The 22597-nt window shown below is 63.4% G+C and carries 22 protein-coding genes; 15 read left to right on the top strand and 7 right to left on the bottom strand.

Annotated elements, in window-relative coordinates; all coding sequences use genetic code 11:
• The first annotated feature begins 15 nt into the window (after positions 1-15).
• The 7 genes from ABHM97_RS05015 (at position 16) to ABHM97_RS04985 (ending at position 10320) form a co-directional block, all read left to right on the top strand.
• Positions 16-435 carry an acyl-CoA thioesterase gene (locus ABHM97_RS05015; protein WP_235519731.1) on the top strand — a complete coding sequence of 140 codons (420 nt, stop codon included), beginning with the start codon at positions 16-18 and terminating at the stop codon, positions 433-435.
• 82 nt (positions 436-517) lie between these two features.
• Complete coding sequence (locus ABHM97_RS05010) at positions 518-1279, top strand: copper homeostasis protein CutC (RefSeq protein WP_349469836.1); 762 nt, start codon at positions 518-520, stop codon at positions 1277-1279.
• 87 nt (positions 1280-1366) lie between these two features.
• The gene (locus tag ABHM97_RS05005) at positions 1367-4501 is read left to right on the top strand and encodes a glycoside hydrolase domain-containing protein (protein WP_349469835.1); all 3135 of its coding nucleotides are present in this window, start codon (positions 1367-1369) and stop codon (positions 4499-4501) included.
• Between the two features lies 1 nt (position 4502).
• Complete coding sequence (locus tag ABHM97_RS05000; protein ID WP_349469834.1) at positions 4503-6440, top strand: DUF5107 domain-containing protein; 1938 nt, start codon at positions 4503-4505, stop codon at positions 6438-6440.
• Between the two features lie 72 nt (positions 6441-6512).
• The gene (locus tag ABHM97_RS04995) at positions 6513-8747 is read left to right on the top strand and encodes an McrB family protein (RefSeq protein WP_349469833.1); all 2235 of its coding nucleotides are present in this window, start codon (positions 6513-6515) and stop codon (positions 8745-8747) included.
• 73 nt (positions 8748-8820) lie between these two features.
• The gene (locus ABHM97_RS04990) at positions 8821-10029 is read left to right on the top strand and encodes a 5-methylcytosine restriction system specificity protein McrC (RefSeq protein ID WP_349469832.1); all 1209 of its coding nucleotides are present in this window, start codon (positions 8821-8823) and stop codon (positions 10027-10029) included.
• 36 nt (positions 10030-10065) lie between these two features.
• Positions 10066-10320 carry a PLDc N-terminal domain-containing protein gene (locus ABHM97_RS04985; protein WP_349469831.1) on the top strand — a complete coding sequence of 85 codons (255 nt, stop codon included), beginning with the start codon at positions 10066-10068 and terminating at the stop codon, positions 10318-10320.
• Between the two features lie 30 nt (positions 10321-10350).
• Here ABHM97_RS04985 and ABHM97_RS04980 read toward each other — a convergent pair whose 3' ends face one another.
• Positions 10351-12021, bottom strand: a complete 1671-nt coding sequence (locus tag ABHM97_RS04980) for a sensor histidine kinase (RefSeq protein ID WP_349469830.1) — start codon at positions 12019-12021, stop codon at positions 10351-10353.
• Positions 12022-12120: 99 nt separating this feature from the next.
• Between ABHM97_RS04980 and ABHM97_RS04975 the strand changes: the two genes are divergently transcribed.
• The gene (locus ABHM97_RS04975; protein WP_235519067.1) at positions 12121-12864 is read left to right on the top strand and encodes a response regulator transcription factor; all 744 of its coding nucleotides are present in this window, start codon (positions 12121-12123) and stop codon (positions 12862-12864) included.
• A 27-nt stretch (positions 12865-12891) separates the two neighbouring features.
• On the opposite strand, the gene ABHM97_RS04970 is transcribed toward ABHM97_RS04975, so the two are convergent.
• A complete protein-coding gene (locus ABHM97_RS04970) occupies positions 12892-13272 on the bottom strand; it encodes an Hpt domain-containing protein (protein ID WP_235519068.1) in 381 nt (126 codons plus the stop codon).
• A 203-nt stretch (positions 13273-13475) separates the two neighbouring features.
• Between ABHM97_RS04970 and ABHM97_RS04965 the strand changes: the two genes are divergently transcribed.
• A complete protein-coding gene (locus ABHM97_RS04965; RefSeq protein WP_349469829.1) occupies positions 13476-13649 on the top strand; it encodes a hypothetical protein in 174 nt (57 codons plus the stop codon).
• On the opposite strand, the gene ABHM97_RS04960 is transcribed toward ABHM97_RS04965, so the two are convergent.
• From ABHM97_RS04960 to bioB, 3 genes are read right to left on the bottom strand one after another with little or no spacing between them, the layout of a single operon-like run.
• Positions 13646-14086, bottom strand: a complete 441-nt coding sequence (locus ABHM97_RS04960) for a very short patch repair endonuclease (RefSeq protein WP_349469828.1) — start codon at positions 14084-14086, stop codon at positions 13646-13648. The genes ABHM97_RS04965 and ABHM97_RS04960 overlap by 4 nt on opposite strands.
• A 39-nt stretch (positions 14087-14125) precedes the next feature.
• The gene (gene bsaP / locus ABHM97_RS21465) at positions 14126-14371 is read right to left on the bottom strand and encodes a biotin synthase auxiliary protein BsaP (protein WP_502921254.1); all 246 of its coding nucleotides are present in this window, start codon (positions 14369-14371) and stop codon (positions 14126-14128) included.
• On the bottom strand, positions 14368-15381 hold the full coding sequence (gene bioB, locus ABHM97_RS04955) for a biotin synthase BioB (RefSeq protein ID WP_349469827.1): 1014 nt from the start codon (positions 15379-15381) through the stop codon (positions 14368-14370). Before bioB ends, bsaP begins: the two co-directional genes overlap by 4 nt.
• A gap of 193 nt (positions 15382-15574) precedes the next feature.
• Between bioB and ABHM97_RS04950 the strand changes: the two genes are divergently transcribed.
• Positions 15575-17302: a purine-cytosine permease family protein gene (locus ABHM97_RS04950; RefSeq protein ID WP_349469826.1), complete on the top strand. Its 1728-nt coding sequence runs from the start codon at positions 15575-15577 to the stop codon at positions 17300-17302.
• A gap of 77 nt (positions 17303-17379) precedes the next feature.
• Here the strand turns inward: ABHM97_RS04950 and ABHM97_RS04945 are convergent, their stop codons facing one another.
• Complete coding sequence (locus ABHM97_RS04945) at positions 17380-17565, bottom strand: CsbD family protein (protein WP_211712941.1); 186 nt, start codon at positions 17563-17565, stop codon at positions 17380-17382.
• A gap of 91 nt (positions 17566-17656) precedes the next feature.
• Positions 17657-18832 (bottom strand): zinc-dependent alcohol dehydrogenase, encoded by a 1176-nt coding sequence (locus ABHM97_RS04940; RefSeq protein ID WP_349469825.1) that lies wholly within the window; start codon positions 18830-18832, stop codon positions 17657-17659.
• Between the two features lie 206 nt (positions 18833-19038).
• On the opposite strand from ABHM97_RS04940, the gene ABHM97_RS04935 reads away from it, so the two are divergent.
• The 5 genes from ABHM97_RS04935 (at position 19039) to ABHM97_RS04915 (ending at position 22558) form a co-directional block, all read left to right on the top strand.
• Positions 19039-19464, top strand: coding sequence for a hypothetical protein (locus ABHM97_RS04935; protein WP_502921259.1), 426 nt, complete (start codon positions 19039-19041; stop codon positions 19462-19464).
• A gap of 108 nt (positions 19465-19572) precedes the next feature.
• On the top strand, positions 19573-20049 hold the full coding sequence (locus ABHM97_RS04930) for a hypothetical protein (protein WP_349469823.1): 477 nt from the start codon (positions 19573-19575) through the stop codon (positions 20047-20049).
• 27 nt (positions 20050-20076) lie between these two features.
• The gene (locus tag ABHM97_RS04925; RefSeq protein ID WP_349469822.1) at positions 20077-20691 is read left to right on the top strand and encodes an SIS domain-containing protein; all 615 of its coding nucleotides are present in this window, start codon (positions 20077-20079) and stop codon (positions 20689-20691) included.
• A 51-nt stretch (positions 20692-20742) separates the two neighbouring features.
• Positions 20743-21408 carry a hypothetical protein gene (locus ABHM97_RS04920; RefSeq protein ID WP_349469821.1) on the top strand — a complete coding sequence of 222 codons (666 nt, stop codon included), beginning with the start codon at positions 20743-20745 and terminating at the stop codon, positions 21406-21408.
• Positions 21409-21487: 79 nt separating this feature from the next.
• Positions 21488-22558, top strand: a complete 1071-nt coding sequence (locus ABHM97_RS04915) for an alkene reductase (RefSeq protein WP_349469820.1) — start codon at positions 21488-21490, stop codon at positions 22556-22558.
• Positions 22559-22597: the final 39 nt, after the last annotated feature.

Here is a 22597-nt window from a genome sequence, read left to right as displayed (position 1 = left end):
GAGGTCCTCGTGCCCATGCGTTGGGGCGACATGGACGCCTACGGCCACATCAACAACGTCCAGATCGTGCGCATGCTCGAGGAAGCCCGTATCGCAGCCTTCGGGCCACCCCGTGGTGCGGGACTCCCCGGGGTTGAGCCACCGGCAGCTCTTTTCAACGATGTTGACGAGGGCACCATGACCCTGGTTGTTGAACACAAGGTCCGCTACGTCCGGACGTTGGAATACCGCAATGTTCCGGCCGTCGTGGAGATTTGGGTGGGCGCCATCAAAGGGGCCAGCTTCGATCTGCATTACGTCATCAAGGACCCGGTCACCGGGGAGGAGTGCGTCAAAGCCAGCACGCACCTGGCCTTCGTCGCTGAGGCCAGCGGCCGCGTCCTCCGGCTCACTCCTGAACAAAAGGAGCAGCTGGGACGCTACCAGGCTCCCTGACGTCGAGCACGCGTGCGGCCCCCGGGATACGTTCCCGGGGGCCGTTCGCGTAGGCGAACCCACGGGCACGTAGAGTTTCAGCATGAAACTTGAAATAGCCGTAGTAAGTGCTGCCGGAGCAGGGATCGCCGCCTCGGAAGGCGCGGACCGCATCGAACTGTGCAGCAGCCTGGAACTTGGTGGCATCACGCCCAGCCAGGGCCTCATGGAAGCCAGCCTGGAACACGTCGACGGCCGTTTGGAAATCCACCCGCTGATTCGTTGCAGGCCCGGCGATTTCCGGTATTCCGCCTCGGACGTGGACACCATGGTGCATGAGATCCGGCACTTGCTGGCCCAAGGTGCGCACGGGGTTGTTGTGGGGGCGCTCACGGGGGCCGGCGGGCTGGATGTGCACACCCTGCGTCGCCTTGCAGAGTCTGCCCGGGACGCCAACCAGGACGCCCAATTGACGTTCCACCGTGCCATCGATCAGTCCAAGGACCCGCTGGCCGCCTTGGAGCAGCTCCTCGAACTGGGATTCACGCGGGTCCTCACCTCCGGGCACGAAGCCACGGCAGGAGCGGGCCTGCCTACTTTGGCCGCCATGGCAGAACGGGCCGGAGCTGACCTGCAGATCATGGCCGGTGGGGGATTGGCGCTTCAGGATATCCCCGCTATGCACAAGGCCGGCCTTTCGGCTGTGCACTTGTCAGCCAAGAGGACGGTCTCCACTCTCGGTGAGGGAACGATTTCCCTCGGCGCCCAGGACGGCGAGGATCCCACGGCCTACACCGTCACCGATCGCGAAACCGTTCGAGCCGCTAAAGCGATGGTCAACGCACTGAACGGGGACGAAGCCTAAGTAAGCCCCCAGCGTCCAGCCCTGCGGTGCGCGAATTCCAGTGAGTACGCATCGTAATGACCCTTTACAGAGGGTGCCGCACCGCCAATGATTGAAGGATTCACCAACTCGGTGAACAGCCCCGGAAGCTACCTTCAGGAGTCCCCAGCGATGCCGCTGCCCTCGCCGATTTCATCGGCCCCCGCCTACCCCCTTCCATCTACCAGCAGCAGCCCCGGACATCCGGAGGTGGAGTGCGGCATCGGGGAGTGGGACAAGCTGCTGTACGGAAACCATCGCTTCGTCATCGAGGTCGGTGCAACGCACACCCACACCGAAGGAGCCGAAGCAGCAGGCAGGGCACACCGCGTGGTTCTGCCGTGGCGCCGGCAGGACCCCGAGCCGGCAACGGTGGAGGTCGTTGTTGTCTCGGCGCGCTCCGGAGGCAGGGTCAGGAACCTCACGGTGGAGCAGGCTACGAGGGAGTCGGGAACCCTGGTGTTCGAAGCCATCGACGGTGCCGGCATCTACTTCGTCTACTACCTGCCCTACGCAATGCTCGGGAAACCCCATTATCCGCAGGCGCAGTACCTCCCGCGTCGGCCGACCGCGGACCCGGCGTGGGCGGCCGCCGTCGGGGGTTCTGCGTGGGCGCCGGAACGCCGTCTGCCGCACGCTGAGGTTCTGCGCTACGAGGCGGCCAGTGAGCGGGACTCGTTCGCGCCGATGAACTTCACGGCCAGCGCCATCGAACTGGAATCACTCCACGCCCGGCACCCCGGAGAGGCCTTCCTGGTGTTCCCCGAGGACCGCCTGAACCCTGTTTCCATGCGGGCGGACCTGCCCGCGCACTGGGTGATCAACGGCCCATCGGACACTTTCCGGGCCGCAGCACAACCAGGCGAGGACTACGTGGTCCAGCTCGGGTTGTATGCGCAGCGGGACCTGGAAGGGGTCTCAGTCGAGGTCGCGTCAGCATCGGGCGGACACTGCATCAACACTGACGGTGTGGACCGACTGGGTCGGCCGTGGCGGAGGAGCCTGGACGTTCCAGCCGGGACGGTACGTGCCTTGTTCGTTGTCCTCCCCATCCCGCGGCACGCTGCCGGGACCACGCACTACGCGTCGATAACCGTCAGCGCGACGGGACACCCAGCGCGGACCGTCGAGGTCGCGCTTGATGTCCTTGCCGAGGAAGAGGCGGACCCGGTGGTCAGTGCGGGCGGTTTCGGCGACCCCCGCTACCTCCGACGCCTCGCTTGGCTGGATTCGGCCGTGGCACAGGACTCGGAGCTCGTGGCGCCGTTCACCGCCGTAACGCTCGACGAATCCGCCAGGACCCTCGGAATCCTGGGCAGGACGCTGCAGCTGACGGAATCGGGGCTTCCTGCCCAGGTAACCTCCACGTTCACGGCCGCTGTGACGTCAACTGAAGGTCCCGCCGTCGAACTTCTCAGTGCGCCCATCCAGTTGGACGTAGACGGCGTGGAGTGGGCGCATTCGCCGCTGACGTTCACAAGGGAGGGCCCGGCCCGAATCTCGTGGCGTTCCCGGTGGACCGGCCGGGCAGGTCAAAGTACTGCCATGTCGCTCGAGTTGAAGGGCGTTCTCGACGCCGACGGAACAGTGACGTACGGCCTGCGCCTCACACCCGGGTCGACGTTCGCAGCGGACGACGTCGGCCTGCAGTTGGGGCTCCATCGGGCTGCGGTTCCGTTCGCAATGGGTTTGGGCGTGCCGGGCGGACGGCGGCCTGAAACCCTCGATTGGACGTGGGACGTCGCAACGAGGAACCAGGATTCGTTGTGGTTGGGTGGGGTGAACGCCGGACTCCAACTGGCTTTGCGGGACGGCAGCTACGAGCGTCCGCTCAACACCAATTTCTACCGCGAAAAACCGTTGGTGGAGCCGGCGTCGTGGGCTAACCGGCAGGGCAACTCGGTCAGGGGCGGGGTGAGCCTTCGGACTTCCGGAGACGACGTAACGGTCCGAGCAGCCAGTGGTGCCCGAACCATGGAAGCGGGCCAGCCACTGGACTTTGACTTCCGGCTCCTGCTGACGCCGTTCAAACCCATCGAGCCCGGAAAGCACCTCGGCAAACGCTACTTCCACGAGCCAGCAGAACCTTCCGACATCAAAGCTGCCGGAGCTACGGTGGTCAACATCCACCACGCAACAGCACCGGCACCGTACATCAACGACCCCCTGCTCAGCGTCGAACGGCTGCGGAAGTACGTGGCTGCTTGCCACCAGAACGGGCTCAAGGCCAAGATCTACAACACTGTCCGGGAGCTCACCTTCCACAGCCCGGAGCTGCTGCCGTTGCTGCAACTAAACCATGAGATCTTCGGCGACGGCCCCGGGGCCGGGCACATCTGGCTTCAGGAACACGCAGGGAGCGGCTACGTTTCCGCCTGGTTCGCCCCCAACGTCGAGGACATCGCCGTGGTGACCACAGGGGAGTCGCGGTGGGAGAACTTCTACGTGCGCAGCCTGCAGGAACTCGCCCAGGGAGATGACGGGATCGACGGTATCTACCTGGACGACATCGCCTACGACCGGCATGCCATGGTGCGCGTGCGAAAGGTCCTTGAGAGGGCCTGCGTGGCACGTGGTGTAGCCGGACCAGAGATCGATCTCCACTCGGCCAATCAGTTCACGGCCCATGACGGCTATGCGTCCTCGGCCAACCTGTACATGGAGCAGCTGCCCTATGTGGACAGGCTATGGCTGGGGGAGTACTTCGACTACGACAACACCGACCCCGACTACTGGTTGGTCGAACTGTCCGGCATCCCCTTCGGCCTCATGGGCGAAATGCTGGAAGGCGGCGGCAACCCCTGGCGTGGCATGGTGTTCGGCATGACCGGCCGGGCCCCGGCCGTGGATAACCGTCCGCTCTGGGAGTTCTGGGCAGCCACCGGCCTGGAAGGCGCGCAGATGCGGGGCTTCTGGGACCCGCAATCACCCGTCCGCACAAGCCATCCGGATGTCCTGGCCACCACTTGGCTCACGGAGCGCGGAATGGTTGTGGCGCTCGCATCATGGGCCGGGCAAACTGAGGACGTGACGTTGATATTCGACGACGACGCCCTCACCGCCGGAGCCTCCGGCGCCGCTACCACCGGCCGCCGCATCGAAGCGCCGCCAATCCTCGGATACCAACCCGCCGCGGAGTACGCCCCCGGCGAATCCATAACCATCGAGCCGCAGCGCGGCCTCCTCCTCTGGATCGGATACTGACGTGGCACACACCGCAACCTCCAACCTGACCGTCACCACCATCGCGTTGACCATGGCTGAGCTCGGTCCGCTGAATCCCTTGCCTGTGGTCGCCGCCGAGCTGGACCAGCCCTACACCGTGGGCGAGGGCATCCCTGAGGAACTCCAGGCCTCGGCCCGGTACGGTCTGGTGCCCAACGTCTACCCGTACCTGATGCAGGACGGCTACAGCCGCGACGCGGCACCCAAGGAGGTGCCCGCCGTCGTGCTTGAAAACAGCAAACTGAGGGTGACGGTCCTTCCATCGCTGGGCGGCCGCATCTGGGAACTGTTCGATAAAGCAACCGGCAAGCAGCTGCTCCACACCCACGATGCCCCGCAATTGGCCAACATCGCCCTGCGCAAGGCGTGGTTCGCGGGCGGACTGGAATGGAACATCGGCACCCGTGGTCACTCGCCCACCAGCTGCGATCCGCTGCATACAGCGATCGTCCACACGCCTGACGGCAAGCACATCCTTCGGATGTGGGAGTACGAACGCCTGCGCGAAGTGGTGTTCCAAGTGGACATCTGGCTTCCCGAGGATTCGGCCGTGGTGTTCGCGGCCGTCCGGCTGCGAAACCCCAACGACCACGACGTCCCCATGTACTGGTGGAGCAACGCAGCCATCCCGGAGACGGAGCGAACCCGCGTCATTGCCCCGGCCGACGAGGCCTTTGGCAGCGACTACACCACGGACATCACCCGCGTCCGGCCCACCAGCCACGAAGGCTACGACGGCACATGGCCGGTCAACAGCCCGCACGCAGCCGACTTCTTCTTCGATATCGACCCCGCCGAGCGGCGCTGGGTGGTAGCGGCAGACGACGACGGCGACGGGCTGTCGATGCTGTCCACGGGCCTCCTGCGCGGGAAGAAGCTGTTCGTCTGGGGCCAGGGCCAAGGTGGCAAACGGTGGCAGGAGTGGCTCAGCCCCGGAGCAGGGCCCTACGCGGAGATCCAAGCGGGCCTGGCGCAGACCCAGTTCGAACACCTGGTGATGCCGGCCGGCGCGGAGTGGGCTTGGGTGGAGGCCTACGGTAACGGGCATCTGGATCCGGAGGCCTCGCACGGTGCGGACTGGGGTGCTGCAGTGGCCGACGCAAGCGCGCGCCTGGAAGAACTGCTGCCCCACGATGACCTTGAGGCCATGCTTCCGGCTGCCATCACGAATGCCGACGTCCCGCCGTCGAAAATGCTCCTGCACGGCAGCGGCTGGGGCGTGGTGGAACGGGCCCGGCGGCTCAAGGCAGGCAGGCGCTGGATCGACGAAAGCGGGACGCCCTTCGTGGACGAGAGCGTGACGGAGGAGCAGGAACCTTGGCTTGGGCTTCTTCACGGAAAAGCGTTCGACGGCGCACCCAGTTACGTTGCCGGGGCGGATTGGGAGGAGTTGCTGGCCGGGCAGCACAGCCCCGAGGCGGAGTTCCACCTGGCCACGATGAAGCACGCACGGCAGGACCTTGAAGGCGCAAAGGAAGGCTACCGGACAGTCCTTGGGGCCAAGGGTGTCCGGAGGCGAATTAAGGCGCTGGCACACCGCGGACTTGGCCTTGCCCTGCTCGCGGCCGGCCGCGATGAGGAGGGGCTCTCTGAGCTGCGGGACGGGGTGGAAACCGACTCCTCCAGCGTTGCTTTCCTGTCGGAGGCCGTCACCCTGGCCATCAGGCACGGCGACCCCACCATGGCCCTGGACCTGGCGGAGTCGGCACCCAAGGAGGGGGCCGCCGTCGGGCGCTTGACGTTCCTCAAGGCGCTCGCGCTCGCAAGGGGTGGCCACGCAGCCGAGGCCGCCGCGATACTGCGCAACGGCGTCGAAATTCCGGACCTCCGGGAGGGCGAAGACGCGATTGCGGCGCTGTGGGAGGAAGTGTGCCCAGGTGAACCCGTACCGGCGGCGTACCAGTTCGGCATGCACTAACGGGAGCGCCGGCCCGGGCCGCGAACCTGTGGATATCCAGATGCTTGCTTAAGCCAAACAGGGTAAGTTGGCATGGTGATTCCCTCCGTAGAACCTGCCCTTGACCGCGCCCCCGGAGTCTCCAAGGAGATCGAGGACGCGGCCTGGTATGTGCTCGGTCCGGCGCTGAAAGGGAGACCGTCGGCGCTGGACGGACGGACGCTGACATGGACATCGGACGCTGCCGCGGAGCTGCTTGAACGGCTCGAGCGCGGGGTGGAAGACTCCAAGGCGCCCATGATGACCAACCTGCGCCACAACCTTGACGGTGCCTCGCGGGAGGCCAAACTCCTGGCCGTTGAACTGCTGTTCCTGCAGTCCCTCCCGCTCGCCCACGAGGTCAAGTCCCTGAGGGTGAAGCGTGCCCGGGTTGCCGAGGCAGCATCGTGGGTTGAGCCGCCTATCGAGCTCCCGGAGGAACTCTACGAGGGCATGACGGACCACGGCGTCATCCGTGACCGGACCGCGGAATTCAACTGGACCATCTGGGACCACCTGAAGTGGCTGTGCCGTTTTGTGGCGCACGTGGACAGCCAAAGCACGGCCACCATCAGCAAGGCGCTCGCGGACCCGCTGGCCTTCCACGAACTTGCGGCCGGCACCCCTGGGGACCAGCCCGCCTTGCGCCGAAGCATCGAGTACCTGGTGTGGCCAAGCTACTTCGAGCCTGTGGTGGCGGACGTCGAACGGCAAGAAATCAGGGACGCTTTCGCGTCGCTGGTGGGCGGGGCCAAGGGCGACACGGACGAGGACATTACCGCGGACATCCACCGCATCCGCTTGCACCTGGACGAGCAGGCCGGGCAGCGCATCGACTGGTACGCGCGCCAATTGGTGAGCCAGTGGCGGAAGGTGGGGGACCCGGGTCGTCGTTCCTGGCTCCTGCGCACGCACCACGACAATGCGGATCTCCTGGCTTCATGGGTTGCCGAAGAAAAGGCCACCCTGGATGTTGAGCACCTGCGCACCCTCACCGCGGGAGTTACCGCCGGCGTGGTCCAGCATGCCGTGGATGAGGACTACAAGCATCTTGGCTACGTTGAACGGGAAGACACCAAGACGGCCGTCTTTGCGTTCCTGACCGTCATGAAACCGGGCGACCTCACCCTGTACCAGCACGCCGGCCGGGTGCGGGTCGGGGTGGTTCTCGGCGAACCGGAGCACCACGAGGACAACCGGCGCATCCGCCGCAAGGTCCGCTGGTTTGATGACAGCTACGCCATCCCCGAACTGCCGCGCCACGCCCAGCGGCAGCTCTCCACCCCCGGCATCCTGGTGGACGTCACCCGGGTCATCCAGGCGCTGCAGGAACTGCTCCCGGTGGAAGCCGAGACCGACGGCGAGGACGAAGCGCCTCCAACCGCCGTCGTCGAGGTCGTCCAGCAGGGTTTCCGTCCCCTGACTGAAGAGTTCGCGGCGTCCCTGCACATGGACCTGGAACCCCTCCAGGAGATCGCTGAACTGCTGGAGGAAAACCGCCAACTTGTGCTCTACGGCCCGCCGGGAACAGGCAAGACGTACCTGGCCAAGCACCTCGCTGCCGAGCTCGCAGGCGACCACACAGACGAGCGCGTGAAGCTGGTCCAGTTCCACCCGTCCTACGCCTACGAGGACTTCTTCGAGGGGTACAGGCCGGACAAGACCGACGACGGCCAGGTTTCCTTCAAGCTTGTTGCCGGACCCCTGCGGCGCCTCGCTGAGGAAGCAGCCAAGCCCGAAAACGCGCACAAGCCGTACTTCCTGATCATCGACGAGATGAACCGTGCCAACCTGGCCAAGGTGTTCGGCGAGCTCTACTTCCTGCTGGAGTACAGGGACGACCGCATCTACCTGCAGTACAGTCCCAACGAGCCCTTCAGCTTGCCCGACAACCTCTACATCATCGGCACCATGAACACCGCGGACCGTTCAATCGCCATGATGGATGCTGCCATCCGCCGTCGTTTTGCGTTCATCGAACTGCACCCCAAGGTGGAGCCAGTCCGTGGCTCGCTGCGGCGCTTCCTGGAAGCACGCGGCCTGGATACGCTCAACGCCGACCTCCTCGATGCGCTGAATGACGCGATTGACGACTGGGACCGGGACCTCATGATCGGGCCGTCGTATTTCATGAAGAACGCTGCCCAGAATCCCACCGGCCTGCGGCGTATCTGGAAGTACGAGCTCATGCCGTTGCTGGAGGAGCACTACCACGGGCAGCTGAACCGGGCACAGTTGGAAGAACGCTTCGGCCTGGACCAGTTGCTGGGACGTCTTGCAGCCCGCTAACGCCATCCCGCCGAAGCCCGGCCGGGCTCCTGCGAGTGCCCGCCGTGGACCAACGGGTCCGCGGCACATTGTCATGGATGAGCTCTCCGGCGGAGTAGTGGACAAGCTGGACCCTGAGTCGGCGGCGTTCATCAACGCCAGCGGACTGGCGAAGGCATCACCCATGGGCATGGGCCTCTACCGGATAGAACCGGTGGGCAAGGTGGGCTCCGTGCGCACGGCCACCGTGCAGTTGGAAGTCCGTCCCAAGGACCGCCTTGGCCTGAACCGGCTGCTTTTCCTGCTCAGCTACGCCGGGGAACAAGGCTTCCGCGACCAGTCAGTGGAGGCCGTGGAGCACCCGGACCTGTGGAGCGCGCTGGCCGAGTCGCTGGCCCAGCTCGCGGACAAGGCACTGAGCAGGGGCGTCCTGCAGGGCTACTTGACCGTGGACGAATCACTCCGGACCGTCAAGGGCCGCATCCGTATCTCTGACCAGATCTCGCGCCGCCCCGGCATGATGGTTCCGTTGGAAGTGTCCTATGACGAGTTCACGGAGGACATTGCCGAGAACCGGATACTTCGGTCCGCCCTGGAGCGGATGGGACAAGTCCCCGGTGTCCGGCCCGACGTCCTGAGCCGCTTGCGCCAGCTTAAGGGAAAGCTCGACGCCGTCACCCGTCTTCAGCCCGGGGCTCCGCTTCCGCCGTGGCGGGCCAGCCGGATGAACCTCAGGTACCATCCGGTGCTGCGCCTCTCCGAGGTGATCCTGCGCAACGCCTCCGCCGAAGCCGGTGTGGGCAAACAGCAGAGCGCCTCCTTTGTGGTGGACATGGGCAAGGTTTTCGAAGAGTTCGTTGGCGCAGCCCTGCGAAGTGCCATGAGTGCGCATCCGGGAGAGACGCGGCTCCAGTACGGAGCCCTGCTCAACGAGGCCGTCCGTGACTCCGACCGCATCACCGTCCGGCCCGACGCCGTCCACTTCCTGGGCGGGCGTCCCGTGGTGGTGTACGACACCAAGTACAAGGCAGCCTCCGACGTCGGTGCCTCCTTGAGCGCCGACCACTACCAGTTGCTGGCGTACTGCACGGCGCTCAGGGTCCCCACCGCCTGGTTGGTGTATGCCGGTTCGGGGGAAATGAAACTGCGCAGGATCCTGAACACGGACATAGACATTGTGGAGTATCCGCTGGACCTTTCCCGGCCTCCTGCGGAAATCCTGGCATCGGTGGCTGACCTCGCCCAACAGTCGTGGGGAGAAGTGGTGCGCCAGGCTGTGGCGGGCGGACCGCCGTCGGACTAGCCTGAAAAGGAACCTATCCGGAGTGGAGGAAAAACCATGGCTCGCAAGAAATCGTGGCGGGATATGAGCAAAGGCCAGCGGATCTCGGTGGTGGCCAGCGGCGTGGTGAACATGGCATTGCTGGTAGCCGCCCAGCGGAGTATTGCCAAGACCCCGGACGCCAACATCCGGGGCAGGAAGGGCTTGTGGCGGGCCGCATCCTTCATCAATTTCTTCGGTCCGGTCAGCTACTTCCTGTTCGGCCGGCGTCGGGATTCTGCCTTGGTGGGAGGGACGCCCGCCAAGCGCTGAGCCCCAGACGCTTAGCGTCAGAGCTGAGTCTCAGGCGGGCACCTTCACCGTGAAGGTCGTGCCGCGGCCCGGTTCGCTTTCCAAGGTAATGGTGCCTCCGTGCGCTTCGACGATGGCCTTGCTGATGGGCAGTCCCAGCCCCACCCCAGGGATGGCGCTGTTGCGGACGCCGCCGGCACGGAAGAACTTGGTGAAGGCCTCGGCCTGCTCTTCTTCGTTCATGCCCATGCCGGTGTCGGTGACACGGCAGAAAACGAAGTCCTGGTCTTCCCATGCAGCTACCTCGACGTCTCCACCGTCCGGGGAGTACTTGATGGCATTGGACACCAGGTTGTCCAGCACCTGCGCAATCCGTGACGAGTCGACGTGCGCTTCCAAGGCGTCCGGCAGGTTCATGGATAGCCTGATCCCGGCCTTAGCTGCCCGGGGTTCGGCGGAGGAAACACTGCCCCGCACCAGTTCCGCGACGTCCACGGTATGTGGCTGGATGGCGATTTGTCCCGAGCGGACAGCCAGGAGGTCCGAGACGAGGGTGAGCAGCCGTTCGGCGTTGCGCCGGACAATATCCAGCTGTTTGCGGGACCTCGCATCCAACACATCAGGATCGTCGAGGATCAGTTCCACGTAGCCCAGGATGGACGTCAGGGGAGTGCGGAACTCATGGGATACGTTGGCCACAAAGTCGTCCTTGGCAGCCAACGCGTTCACCAACTCGGTTACATCGCTGAACACCACCACTGAGCCGGCAAATTTCCCAGCGTCGTCCACCATGGGGCGGGCGCTTGCGGTGAAGGCGCGCTGGTCCTTGCCGTCGCCGAGCCACACCAGCTGGTCGGTGAACCGTTCGCCCAGCACAGCACGACGCACCGGGCGCCGGTCGGCCGGCAAGGGGGTCGTCCGGTCGGTGTCGAAGACGAGCAGCTGGGACTCGTTGGGGTCCTCGATGTCCGGGGGAGTCGCCAGGGTGTGGGTCTGCCGTTGGCGTCGGTTCATGAGGATGTCGTGCCCGTCCCCGTCTACCGCCACCACACCCAGCGGGAGGGCCTCCATGACGGTGTTCAGCAGGCGTTCCTGCTTGGTGCTCACATCAAGTGCTTCCTTGAGTGCCTCGTCCTGTTGCTCCAATGCACGCTGCTGGCGAACCATGCTCAAGGTCAGCACGCTGACCGACACGCCGATGCCGAGAATCAGAATTGGGAACAGGAGCGGCTTGGTCAGGGACTGTTCCGAGAGGTCACCCCGGGCGAACAATGGGGACCACACGATGACCAAGGGGCCAATGAAGGACAGGGCTATGGCCAGCTTCGGGTAAAGCCCCGACGCGCACAGCCAAATGACCGGCAGTACCACCAGGACGCTGAGGCCAGTGAGTGCTTCCTGCCCGCCCTCCCGGCCGAACGCGATAGAGACCATGTCCAGGACGGGAATCACCAGGAAGCTGGCAAAGGGAAGCCTGTGCCAGGGCACCACGATGCACAGCGCCAATAAAAGAGCCTGGCTGAGCAGGAAGACCAGGAACAACGGATTTTGCAGTGTTGCCGGGAAAAACAGCCAGACCAAAACAGCCGACAAACAGACACACACCGATAACGGCAATTGGCTGAGGACTACACGCATCCGCAAGGTATGTTCGTGGAAGGAGCGCTGAAAGATCAACAATTTCTTCTTTTCGCCGATATCCCAAAAAGAAGGGCCGGTCATGGCACATCCACCACGGATGCAGAAGAAAGTCGGTTCATGAGATCAGCCTAACCATAACGGATATACTTCTGAGGTTATCGAAGGGGCTGAGGGGCAGCGATGAGTGAAGTACGTGTGGGATTGGTCATTGAAGATGACCAGGATATCCGCGAATTGGTACGTGTGGTTCTATCCCAGGCGGGGTTTGATGTCCACACTGCGTCCACCGGATCTGCCGGCGTCTTGTCCGCCCGCGAGCTGAATCCTGACGTCATCACTTTGGACCTCGGCCTTCCCGATATTGACGGTTTTGAGGTCGCGCGCCAAATCCGCAAGTCCTCGGACGCCTACATCATCATGCTTACCGCCCGTGCCGAAGAACTCGACACCCTCATGGGCCTCGAAGCCGGCGGCGACGACTACCTGACCAAGCCGTTCCGTCCCCGTGAGCTGCGCGCCCGTGTGGAGGCCATGATGCGAAGGCCCCGCGCGTCGTCGGACACCAGGAGCGCGCCGGACGAAGCCGATCCCGAGATGGCCCATAACGGCCTGTCCGTTTCCGCCGGCTCACGCACCGCCGTGCTGAAAGGCAAAGAGCTGAAACTGACCCGCACGGAGTTCGACCTCTTGCTGGCCTTGTTGGAGACAGGCCGGATTGTGCGGACCAAAGCCGATCTGGCGCGCCGCCTCAGGAACGAACCATACGACGTCGGAAGTTACGTCAGCGACGCCGACGAGCGTGCCGTTGAGGTACACATGGGAAACCTGCGGAAGAAGCTTGGGGACAGCATCCAGGCACCGCGTTGGCTGGAGACGGTCCGCGGCGTGGGATACCGGCTCGCACCACCGGTGCAGAGCAACTAAGGCGCTTCGTCACAGAACCGCGCTTGGTTACAGAACCGAAGATTCCAACTCCGCGATGGTGCCAAACACGTATTGCTCGATCTGAGTCACCAGGGGCCTCAGCTCCTTGAGGTGATTCTCGTTGGGCAAGAGGCGGAGGTTGATCTCCAGATCCTGTGCCAACCACTCCAGGCAGATCGCGCCTACCATGTGGCTGGAGGTCTTGAGGCTCAACACTGCGTCCATGGCATCTTCCATGTCCAGGTTGTCCAGGGCGGCATGTAGCCGCGAAACCCGCCACGGCAGCAGGGATACGTAGTTCCTGACGAACGCGCTGATGATGCCCGGGTCGCCGCCAAGCTCGGCCTGGAGAGCGATGAGGACCGCGCGATCCACCAGGACTTCGGTGCATTCGCCATAGTCAGACACCAAACTCCTCCCGCCTCCAAACAATCGATTCACGATTCAACAGTAGGACCCGCCGAACTACCGAAGTGCCAGAAATCCAAAGCTTGATCCAATCTTGAGCGGACTCAGAGGCAGTCTTGATCGCCGGGCCGGAAAGTGATGAGGAGCAGGTTGGGGGTCACTGATCCGGGGATGTCAGCCTTGAACCAAGGAGCGGAAACAGCATGGACAGTGGGGCTCGAATATCACCGGCACTCATGGTTGTGATTGTCTTTTGCATGACCATCCTCCTGGGCATCGGCGGTACCGCCGCGTTCGCCCTCTGGGAGCAGAGCTCTCATGGCGCCGGTGTTGAGCACGTTGGTGAATCAGCCCCGACAACCACCTCCTCCCGCTAGCGACTGCTCGCCTCGAGGTAACCGGTCAGCCGTTCTTCGAGCATCGAGCGGTTTCCGAGCTCGCATTCCCACACGGTCAGTACGTCCCAGCCCGCAGCCAGCAACAGCTCCCGTTGCCTTGCGTCGCGCTCCCGGGTCCGGGAACGTTTGGCTTCCCAGAACTCCGCGTTGGCCGCCGGGGCATGCAAGCCAACCTTGCAGTCGTGAAAATGCCAGAAGCAGCCGTTGACGAAAATGACTTTTCGCCTGCCCGCGAATACCAGGTCCGGACGGCCGGGCAGCTTGGTTGACCCGGCCTGTCCATGCAGCCGATACCTGTAGCCTTTGGCATGCAGCAGCCTGCGGACCAGCAGTTCGGGCTTGGTGTTCTTCCCCCGGATTTTGGACATATTGCGGCTGCGCTGCTCCTGCGTCAGACGGTCCCGGCTTTCGCCCATGGATCCAGCCTACCCAGGGAGTTTTGAACAGATGCCGTTTTAGGAAGCGCTTTGAGGGGCCGGATCTGCACCAAACCGCGTGAGGCCATGCCGCGAACACTCCGCCGTCCAGTCCGTCGGAGTCACCTGGACCTTCATCCTCCTTCGACACTCCCCGCAGTAGCGTGGCGGCTCCATCGCCAACTGCTGCCGGCAACTGTGGTGAGGGTCCGACGTCGGACTGTCGCCTGGCGCTGCCGGGGCACCTTCGATGCCGCCGCAATGACCGCAGTATGCGGGTGTCACAGGGACTTCTGGAATTCCTTGATGGGCATGTTCAGCTCCACCAGGAGGTTGAGGTCGGCGTTGGCGGGGCGGCCCAAGGTGGTCAGGTAGTTGCCCACGATCACCGCGTTGATGCCCCCGAGCAGTCCATCGCGGGTGCCCAGGTCTCCGAGCGTCAGCTCGCGGCCGCCGGCATAGCGGAGCACAGTGCGGGGCATGGCGAGACGGAACGCCGCGATGGCACGGAGGGCATCCTTGCCGTCCATGATTCCTTGGTTTTCCAAGGGTGTTCCGGGCCGGGGATTGAGGAAGTTAAGGGGGACTTCGTGCGGTTCCAGGGCGGCCAGCTGGACGGCCAACTCTGCGCGCTGGGCCACCGATTCACCCATCCCGATCAGGGCGCCGCAGCACAGTTCCATGCCGGCTGCCTTGACCATGGCGCAGGTTTCCAGCCGTTCCTCGTAGCTGTGTGTGGTGACCACCTCCGGGAAGAAACTGCGGGCCGTTTCGAGGTTGTGGTTGTAGCGGTGCACGCCCCACTCCGCCAGCTGGTCCACTTGGCGCTGCGTGAGCATGCCCAGGGAACAGGCGATGTTGATGTCCACTTCTTCGTTGATGCGGTCGATCGCGAACTTGATCTGGTTCATGAGCTTGATGTCCGGGCCACGGACGGCTGCCACGATGCAGAACTCGGTGGCTCCGGTGGCGGCGGTTTCCTTGGCTGCCTTGACGAGCTCGGGGATGTCCAGCCAGACGCCACGGACAGGGGAGTCGAACAGGCCGGACTGGCTGCAGAAGTGGCAGTCCTCAGGGCACCCGCCCGTCTTGATGGAGATGATGCCTTCCACCTCGACGTCCTCCCCACAGTGTTTGAGCCGCACCTCGTGGGCCAGTTGCAGGGCTGCCGGGATGGCGTCGTCGGGGAGTTCGAGGATCTTGATGAGCTGCGCCTCGTCCAGGCCGTCACCGCGTTCCAGAACCTGTTGTCGGGCGGTGTCCAGGATGGCGTAACTGATGGCTTCGGTGGTCATGCCTTGACGGTATCCGTGCAGGTCACCGCCGATTTTGTGGGTTGCGCACAAAGCTTGATCGGGGATTTTGGTGGTGGCACGCGGGGCCGCTGATACAGAAGTTACAGATGCGAAACACGCACGTGACGGAATTGACGCGCTGCATTACTAGCGTCGTGGGCGAGGCACCCTCCCCGGATGAAAGCGACCACGCATGAGTGACGACAAGACCAGTACCGCCATATTGGAGCCGACGACGGCGGCAAGCACCGCCGTCGGAATCGGCACCGCCGGCACACCGACGCAAGGCAACGCCGACGCATTGAGTGCCGCGAAGGAGAGCCTGGAGGATTACACGCTCCGGTTCGCCCCGCGATCCTACAGGAAGTGGAGCGCCGGAGTGGTGGCCACCAGTGCTTTGGGTGGCATTGCCTACCTGGCCGACTTCTCGATCGGCGCGAACATCGGCATCGCCTACGGAACAGTGAATGCGATCTTCGGCATCATCGTGGCGGCCGTCATCATCTTCGCCACGGGATTCCCACTGGCCTACTACGCCGCGCGGTACAACATCGACCTTGACCTCATTACCCGCGGCTCAGGATTCGGATACTACGGCTCGGTGGTCACCAACATCATCTTTGCCACGTTCACCTTCATCTTCTTTGCCCTCGAGGGCTCCATCATGGCCCAGGGCCTGCAGTTGGGCCTGGGTATCCCGCAGTGGATCGGCTACGCGGTGTCCACCATCATCATCATTCCGCTGGTGATCTACGGGATGAAGACGCTGGCCACCCTGCAGGTGTGGACCACGCCCTTGTGGCTGCTGCTCATGGTTGTTCCCGTGGGGTATCTGCTCCTTTCGCACCCGGAAAGCATCGACGCGTTCTTCGCCTTCACCGGCGCGTCAGGCGAAGGCGGCCCCAATCTGGCCTCCGTCATGCTGGCGGCCGGTGTTTGCCTGTCCCTGATGGCGCAGATTGCCGAGCAGATCGACTACCTGCGCTTTATGCCGCCCAAGACCGCCGAGAACAAGGGCGCGTGGTGGCGTGCAGTGATCCTGGCCGGACCGGGTTGGGTGATCTTCGGAGCCATCAAGCAAATCATCGGCCTGTTCATCGCGATCTACCTCATCGCCAAGCTCGACCCCGCGGCAGCAGTCCACGCCAATGAACCCGTCCACCAGTTCCTGGGCGTCTACGAAGAAATGATGCCGGCCTGGTTGGCGATGACCCTGGCCGTCGTGCTTGTGGTGATTTCGCAGATCAAGATCAACGTCACCAACGCGTACTCCGGCTCCCTGGCCTGGACTAACTCCTTCACCCGCATCACCAAGACATACCCGGGCCGGATGGTCTTTGTTGTGGTGAACCTGGTGATCGCGCTGATCCTCATGGAGTCCAACATGTTCGAGTTCCTGAACACCATCCTGGGCTTCTACGCCAACTGCGCCATGGCCTGGGTGGTCACGGTGGCCTCGGATATCGCCATCAACAAGTACCTGCTGAAGATTTCGCCCAAGGTTCCCGAGTTCCGCCGCGGGATGCTTTATGCGGTGAACCCGGTGGGCTTCGTGTCCATGCTGGTTTCCGCGGGAGTTTCGATCGCCGTCTTCTTCGGGGCGTTCGGTTCTGCAGTGCAGCCGTTCTCACCGATTTTCGCGGTTGGCTTGGCCCTGGTGTTGCCGCCGGTGTTGGCTTTGGCGACGCGCGGTCGGTATTACCTGCGGCGCACAGATGACGGAATCGACCTTCCCATGTTTGACGCCGATGGCAACCCGAGCGACGCCAAGCTTATGTGCCACGTCACCGGCATCGAGTTCGAACGCCCGGACATGCTCCGCTCCGGTCAGGACGGGCCCGACGGCGAACCCCGGTTTATCTCGTCTCTCGCCTTGTCCACGGACAAGTCGGGCGAGTTGGTCCTGCCAGCCCAGAAGTAAGTCCTCCCGGCAAACACGAACGCCCGGCCTCCCCATCGGGGAAGCCGGGCGTTGCGCTGTGTGGTTATGCTGGTGGATTACTTGTCGAAGACGTCCTTGGCGGCGTCCTTGACGTTCTCTCCGGCCTGCTTGGTCTTGGCTGCCGCCTGGTCAGCGGCTCCTTCGGCCTGCAGTTTCTCGTTATTGGTGGCGTCACCCAAGGCTTCCTTTGCCTTGCCGGTGACTTCCTGTGCCTTGTTGCTGATCTTGTCTCCGAGTCCCATGGGCCCTCCTTCGATGTAATCCAACTCTGACAATCGCTAGGCTATCTAGCGATTCTGGATGTTTCCTGAAAGTCCGTGAAGTGCCGGCTGCCTACGGCTTGAGGACTACCTTGATGCACCCGTCCTGTTTCTTCTGGAACTTTTGGTACAGCTCCGGTGCCTCATCCAGGGAGCCGGTATGGGTGACCAGCCGCATGACGCCCAGCGGATCGGCGTCGTCCTCTACCAGGGGGAGCAGCTGGTCAGTCCAGCTGCGAACGTTGCATTGGCCCATCCGCAGCTGGATCTGCTTGTCGAACATGGTCATGAGCGGCATGGGGTCCGCCTGTCCGCCGTAAACGCCGCTGAGCGAGATGGTCCCTCCGCGGCGGACTACGTCGATGGCGGTGTGCAGTGCGGCAAGACGGTCCACGCTCATGGTCTCCATGGCGACCTGTGCCGGTTTGTCCGGGAGCAAGGACACGGCCTTGTGCAGGAAAGACGCCACGGGTGAGCCGTGGGCTTCCATTCCTACGGCATCCACCACCGAGTCCGGCCCGCGTCCCACGGTCTCCTCGCGGATCATGCCGGCGACGTCCGGGCTGTAGTCCACGGTTTCCACCCCATGCTGCTCCGCCATGGCCCGGCGCTCGGGCACCGGGTCTACGCCGATGACCCGGAACCCTTTATGGACGCCGATCCTGGCAGCAAACTGGCCCACCGGACCCAGTCCGAGCACCGCGAGTGTGCCGCCCTCGGGAACGTTCGCGTAGTCCACAGCCTGCCAGGCGGTGGGAAGGATGTCGGAAAGGAAAAGGTAGCGCTCGTCGGGGGCGTCGGATTCGACTTTGACCGGGCCGTAATCGGCGAACGGGACCCGCAAGTACTGCGCCTGTCCACCAGGAACGGAGCCATAGAGTTCCGAATATCCGAACAGGGCAGCTCCCGAATTTTTGGCGGTGACCTGAGTGGTTTCGCACTGTGACTGCAGGCCTTGGTTGCACATGAAGCAGCGCCCACAGGAAATGTTGAAAGGCACCACCACGCGATCGCCCTTCTTCAGGCGGTGGACTTCCGAGCCCACCTCTTCCACGATTCCCATGGGTTCGTGGCCGATGACGTCGCCCTGATGCATATAGGGGCCCAGGACCTCGTAAAGGTGCAGGTCTGAGCCGCAGATGGCCGTCGACGTGATCCGCACGATCGCATCCGTGGGGTCTTGAATGGTGGGGTCCGGTACGTCAATGACGCTTACAGAGCGTCGGCCTTGCCATGTCACTGCTTTCACAACTGGTTCTCCCTGCTGTTTGGCTGGAGCTGTCCCTCGCTGCAGGAGACCTTCCCAGCGAATCAGAGTTGATACCAGGGCACAAGGCCACTGGACCTCGGACAATGTGCTTGCATCCAGAAACTAGTAAGTAAGCTGACCATTAGTTACGATAGTGGCAGGGAGAGTTCTCGGACAGGGTTGACCAAGGAGAGATGAGATTGTCGATGATGAGAAATCCGTTGATTCCTGGCTCCACGCCGCGTCCTAAGGCACGGGCGCTGTTGTGCGGCAAATGCAATTCCACGGACCACCTGGACCTTGAGACGATCGAGTCCATAGAGCCGCATTCCGGTGAACTGCTGGTCTCCGTGTCCTACACCTGCCTGGCCTGCGAGTCCTCATATGCGCATACCGCCGCGTTCCATGACGTTGCTGCCGTGCTGAACCGCAACGGAACCGTCTCCGGACTGTTGCAATTCGGCGGACAGTACTTCCACTGCGGTGAACCGATGCAATTCTCAACGAACTCCGCACGCAGCGTGTACGCACCGCTTTCCACCGAAGATACCGATGACGGCCTCATGGACGTTTACCTGAAAACCCGGGTTCTCCAGTGCCGCTGTGGTTTCCGAATGGAACTCCCGGCCTAGGCAGGCACATCGTTTGGAAGGATCCCACAGGGGTACATCCTCGGTAGCAACTACAGCGTGGGCAACGGGCGGCGCCCCCAAAAGCCGCACACCAGGGAGGTAATCCAGATGGACACAGGACAACTGGTGCTGATCATCGTCATCGCCGTCGTCGTTATCGCCGCAGTCGTGATCGCGGTCGTCGTCGGGCGCCGGAAGAAGGCTGAAGTCAACCGTCACCGCGCCGAAGAGCTGCGGGAGAAAGCCGCCGAGGAGGCCATTGGCGCGCACCAGGCCAAAGCCGAATCCGCGCAGGCCGAAGCCAACGCACTACAGGCCGAAGTGGAGGCCAACCATCTCCGCAAGGAAGCTGAACGGCATGCGGAGAAAGCCGAAGAGGCCCGCGGGCGCGTCGACGAGCATCTTCGCCACGCAGACAAGCTCGACCCGAATGCCAACGACCGTTCCAACGGATCGGACCGATTGGACGAATCGACCACCGATCGCACCAATGCGGCAGAAGGGGAGCGTTTGACCCGCGACAGGTCCGACCGCAACGGTTCAGTACGGGAGGGTTCAACGCGCGACGGCGATCGGAACCAATAGTTTCAACGGGGAAACGGAGGCAGGAAAGTGAGCATCGTGGTGAGGCGAACAGGTCAGGAGGCGCGTGCGGCCGGGTCCAAGGCGAGCCGGCACGCCGTCGATGTAGTTCTCGGGCACCTGGGCGAAATCGGCCCAGCCGTAGCGTCATTGCGCCGGGAGTCCTCCAGGCTCGCCGAATGGGGCGAAGAGCTGGCGAGGGTGCGGCGTCGAGGCGGCACCGTGTTTGCTGCAGGCAGCGACGGTTCATCCCATGAAGCCCAAAGGTTCACTTCGGAACTCGCAGCCCATGACCCCGGCGGCGGCACCGGCTTCAAAGCCATCTACATTCCCAAAGGAGCCGACGGGGCCGCTGCCAGCATCAGCGCCCAACTCTCTGACCAGGTCCGCCGAGGCGACATCGTTGTCCTTCTGGCTGCCAAGGGCATCACCGAGGACCTGCGGGACGCTGCTGCCGCCGCCAAAGCAGGCGGTGCCCGCGTTTGGGCGCTCACCGGCCACGAGTCCAAGGATCTCGCCGACTCGGTGAACGAGGCCATCTGCATCAACACCGACCCACCTCACGCTGAAGAAGCGCACCTGGTGGCAGTGCTGGCCCTCTGTGAATGCTTCGACGATGCCCTGAAGAACATCAAGCCGGAGTAGCTCGGGCGCGCTTCACGACGATTGGGCTGCGGCTCTGTCACCCTTGAGCTCGTGAAGACTGCCGTTCTGACCTACGTTTCCATCCTGGCGCTGTCCGGACTCGTGGCCCTAAGCGTTCTTGGGGCCGTCCTGCTTCAGAAGGAAGACCCTCGAGGTATCGCGGTCCTGGCACTCGTCGTCGGCGGTCTCCTGATGACGTTCATCCTTGCAGTGATTCAGGGCGTCAAGGCAAAGCCAGGCAAGGTTACAGCGCACGAAGCTGCGTTCAAGACCGTCACTACTTCTGCGACAGCTGAATATCCGCATTCTGCCTCGGCTGTGTGGTCGTTGATAAAGCCTGCGGAGTCAGCGACACTGCTGAGCGAGAACGTGATCCAGGCGGTCTCCGTACCTGGGTTACCAGATGGCCCAGGGGAGCGGCAGTGCTTTTTCCTCAGGAACGGTCAGATCGAGGTCATCGAAGTTGTCGAGGAAATTCCCGGGCGAATGGCGGTAACCCAAGCCCTCTTTCCACCAAGTCCTGTGTCGCAAAGAACCACCTATCGTTTGGATGCCACCGCCGCAGGCTGTCGGTTGACTGTGGAAGACTGCGTTGAAGTTCCGGTTGATATTTCCATCGACCAGGAAGCCGCCCAGGATCATCGTAAAACTTTCCTGGCTCGCGTAGGTGAGCTTCTGGACGCGTGCTCCGCCCGGGATGCCGGCCCCTCTGTGTGATCTCCGCCTCACACGGAATAGTTGCAGACGCCATGCAGTTGCCCAGAGTGAACCTGATTCATTCTGAAAGGATCCGCGCATGCTGTTTTCCCCCCTGGCCCTCGGCGAGCTTGAACTGTCCAACCGATTGGTAATGGCCCCCCTGACGCGCCTTCGCGCAGGTGAGCAAGGCATTCCCGGTTCTTTGATCGCAGAGCATTACCGCCAGCGGTCGTCCCTCGGCTTGATCGTCAGCGAGGGAACCTACCCGACCCCCGCAGGCCGGTCCTATCCGGGCCAGCCGGGACTCGTCACTGAAGAGCAGATCGCCGGTTGGAAGCAGGTCACTGAAGCCGTTCACGCAGAGGGCGGTCGCATGTTTGCCCAGATCATGCACGGTGGACGTGTTTCGCACGCCGACATAACCGGCGGTGTTGAGATCGTAGGCCCCAGCGCCGTCGCCATCGAAGGCGAAGTCCGCACGCCCAACGGCAAGCAGGCCTACCCGGTGCCCCGCGAACTGCGCACCGATGAACTCCCGGGCGTCATCCAGGAAATCGTCACCGCTTCCAGGAATGCCATCGAGGCAGGTTTCGACGGCGTCGAACTCCACTCGGCCAACGGCTACCTGCTGCATGAGTTCCTCGCCCCGAACTCGAACGTGCGCACGGACAGCTACGGTGGCTCCCCGGAGAACCGTGCCCGCTTCGTGATCGAGACCGTCAATGCGGTTGTCGAAGCCCTCGGTGCCAACCGCGTCGGCATCCGGATTTCTCCGGAGCACAACGTCCAGGGCATCGCCGAGGTAGATGCCGCGGACGTACGCGCTACGTACGAGGTCCTGGTGGACTCCATCGCACCGCTCAACCTGGCCTACCTGAGCATCCTGCACCACGACCCCAAGGGCGCCCTGGTCCAGGACCTTCGTGAGCGTTTCAACGGAACGTTCCTGGTGAACACCGGCTTCAGCGAGATCACCACCCGCGAGGAAGCCGTGGCCATTATCGAGGACGGACTGGCCGACGCCGTAGTGGTGGGTCGTCCCGCCATCGCCAACCCGGACCTCGCCCGCCGCTGGCGCGAGAGCCTTCCGCTCAACGAGCCGGATGCGTCCACCTTCTACGCTGAGGGCGCCGAGGGGTACACGGACTACCCGTTCTACGCTAACTAAGCTGTACGAAACCCACGACGTCGGCACCCAACCCGGGTG

The sequence above is a fragment of the Paenarthrobacter sp. CAP02 genome (genome assembly GCF_040137855.1).
Lineage (GTDB): Bacteria > Actinomycetota > Actinomycetes > Actinomycetales > Micrococcaceae > Arthrobacter.
The sequence above is the reverse complement of the archived record's forward strand: the minus strand, read 5'-3'. Positions and strand labels throughout refer to the sequence as shown.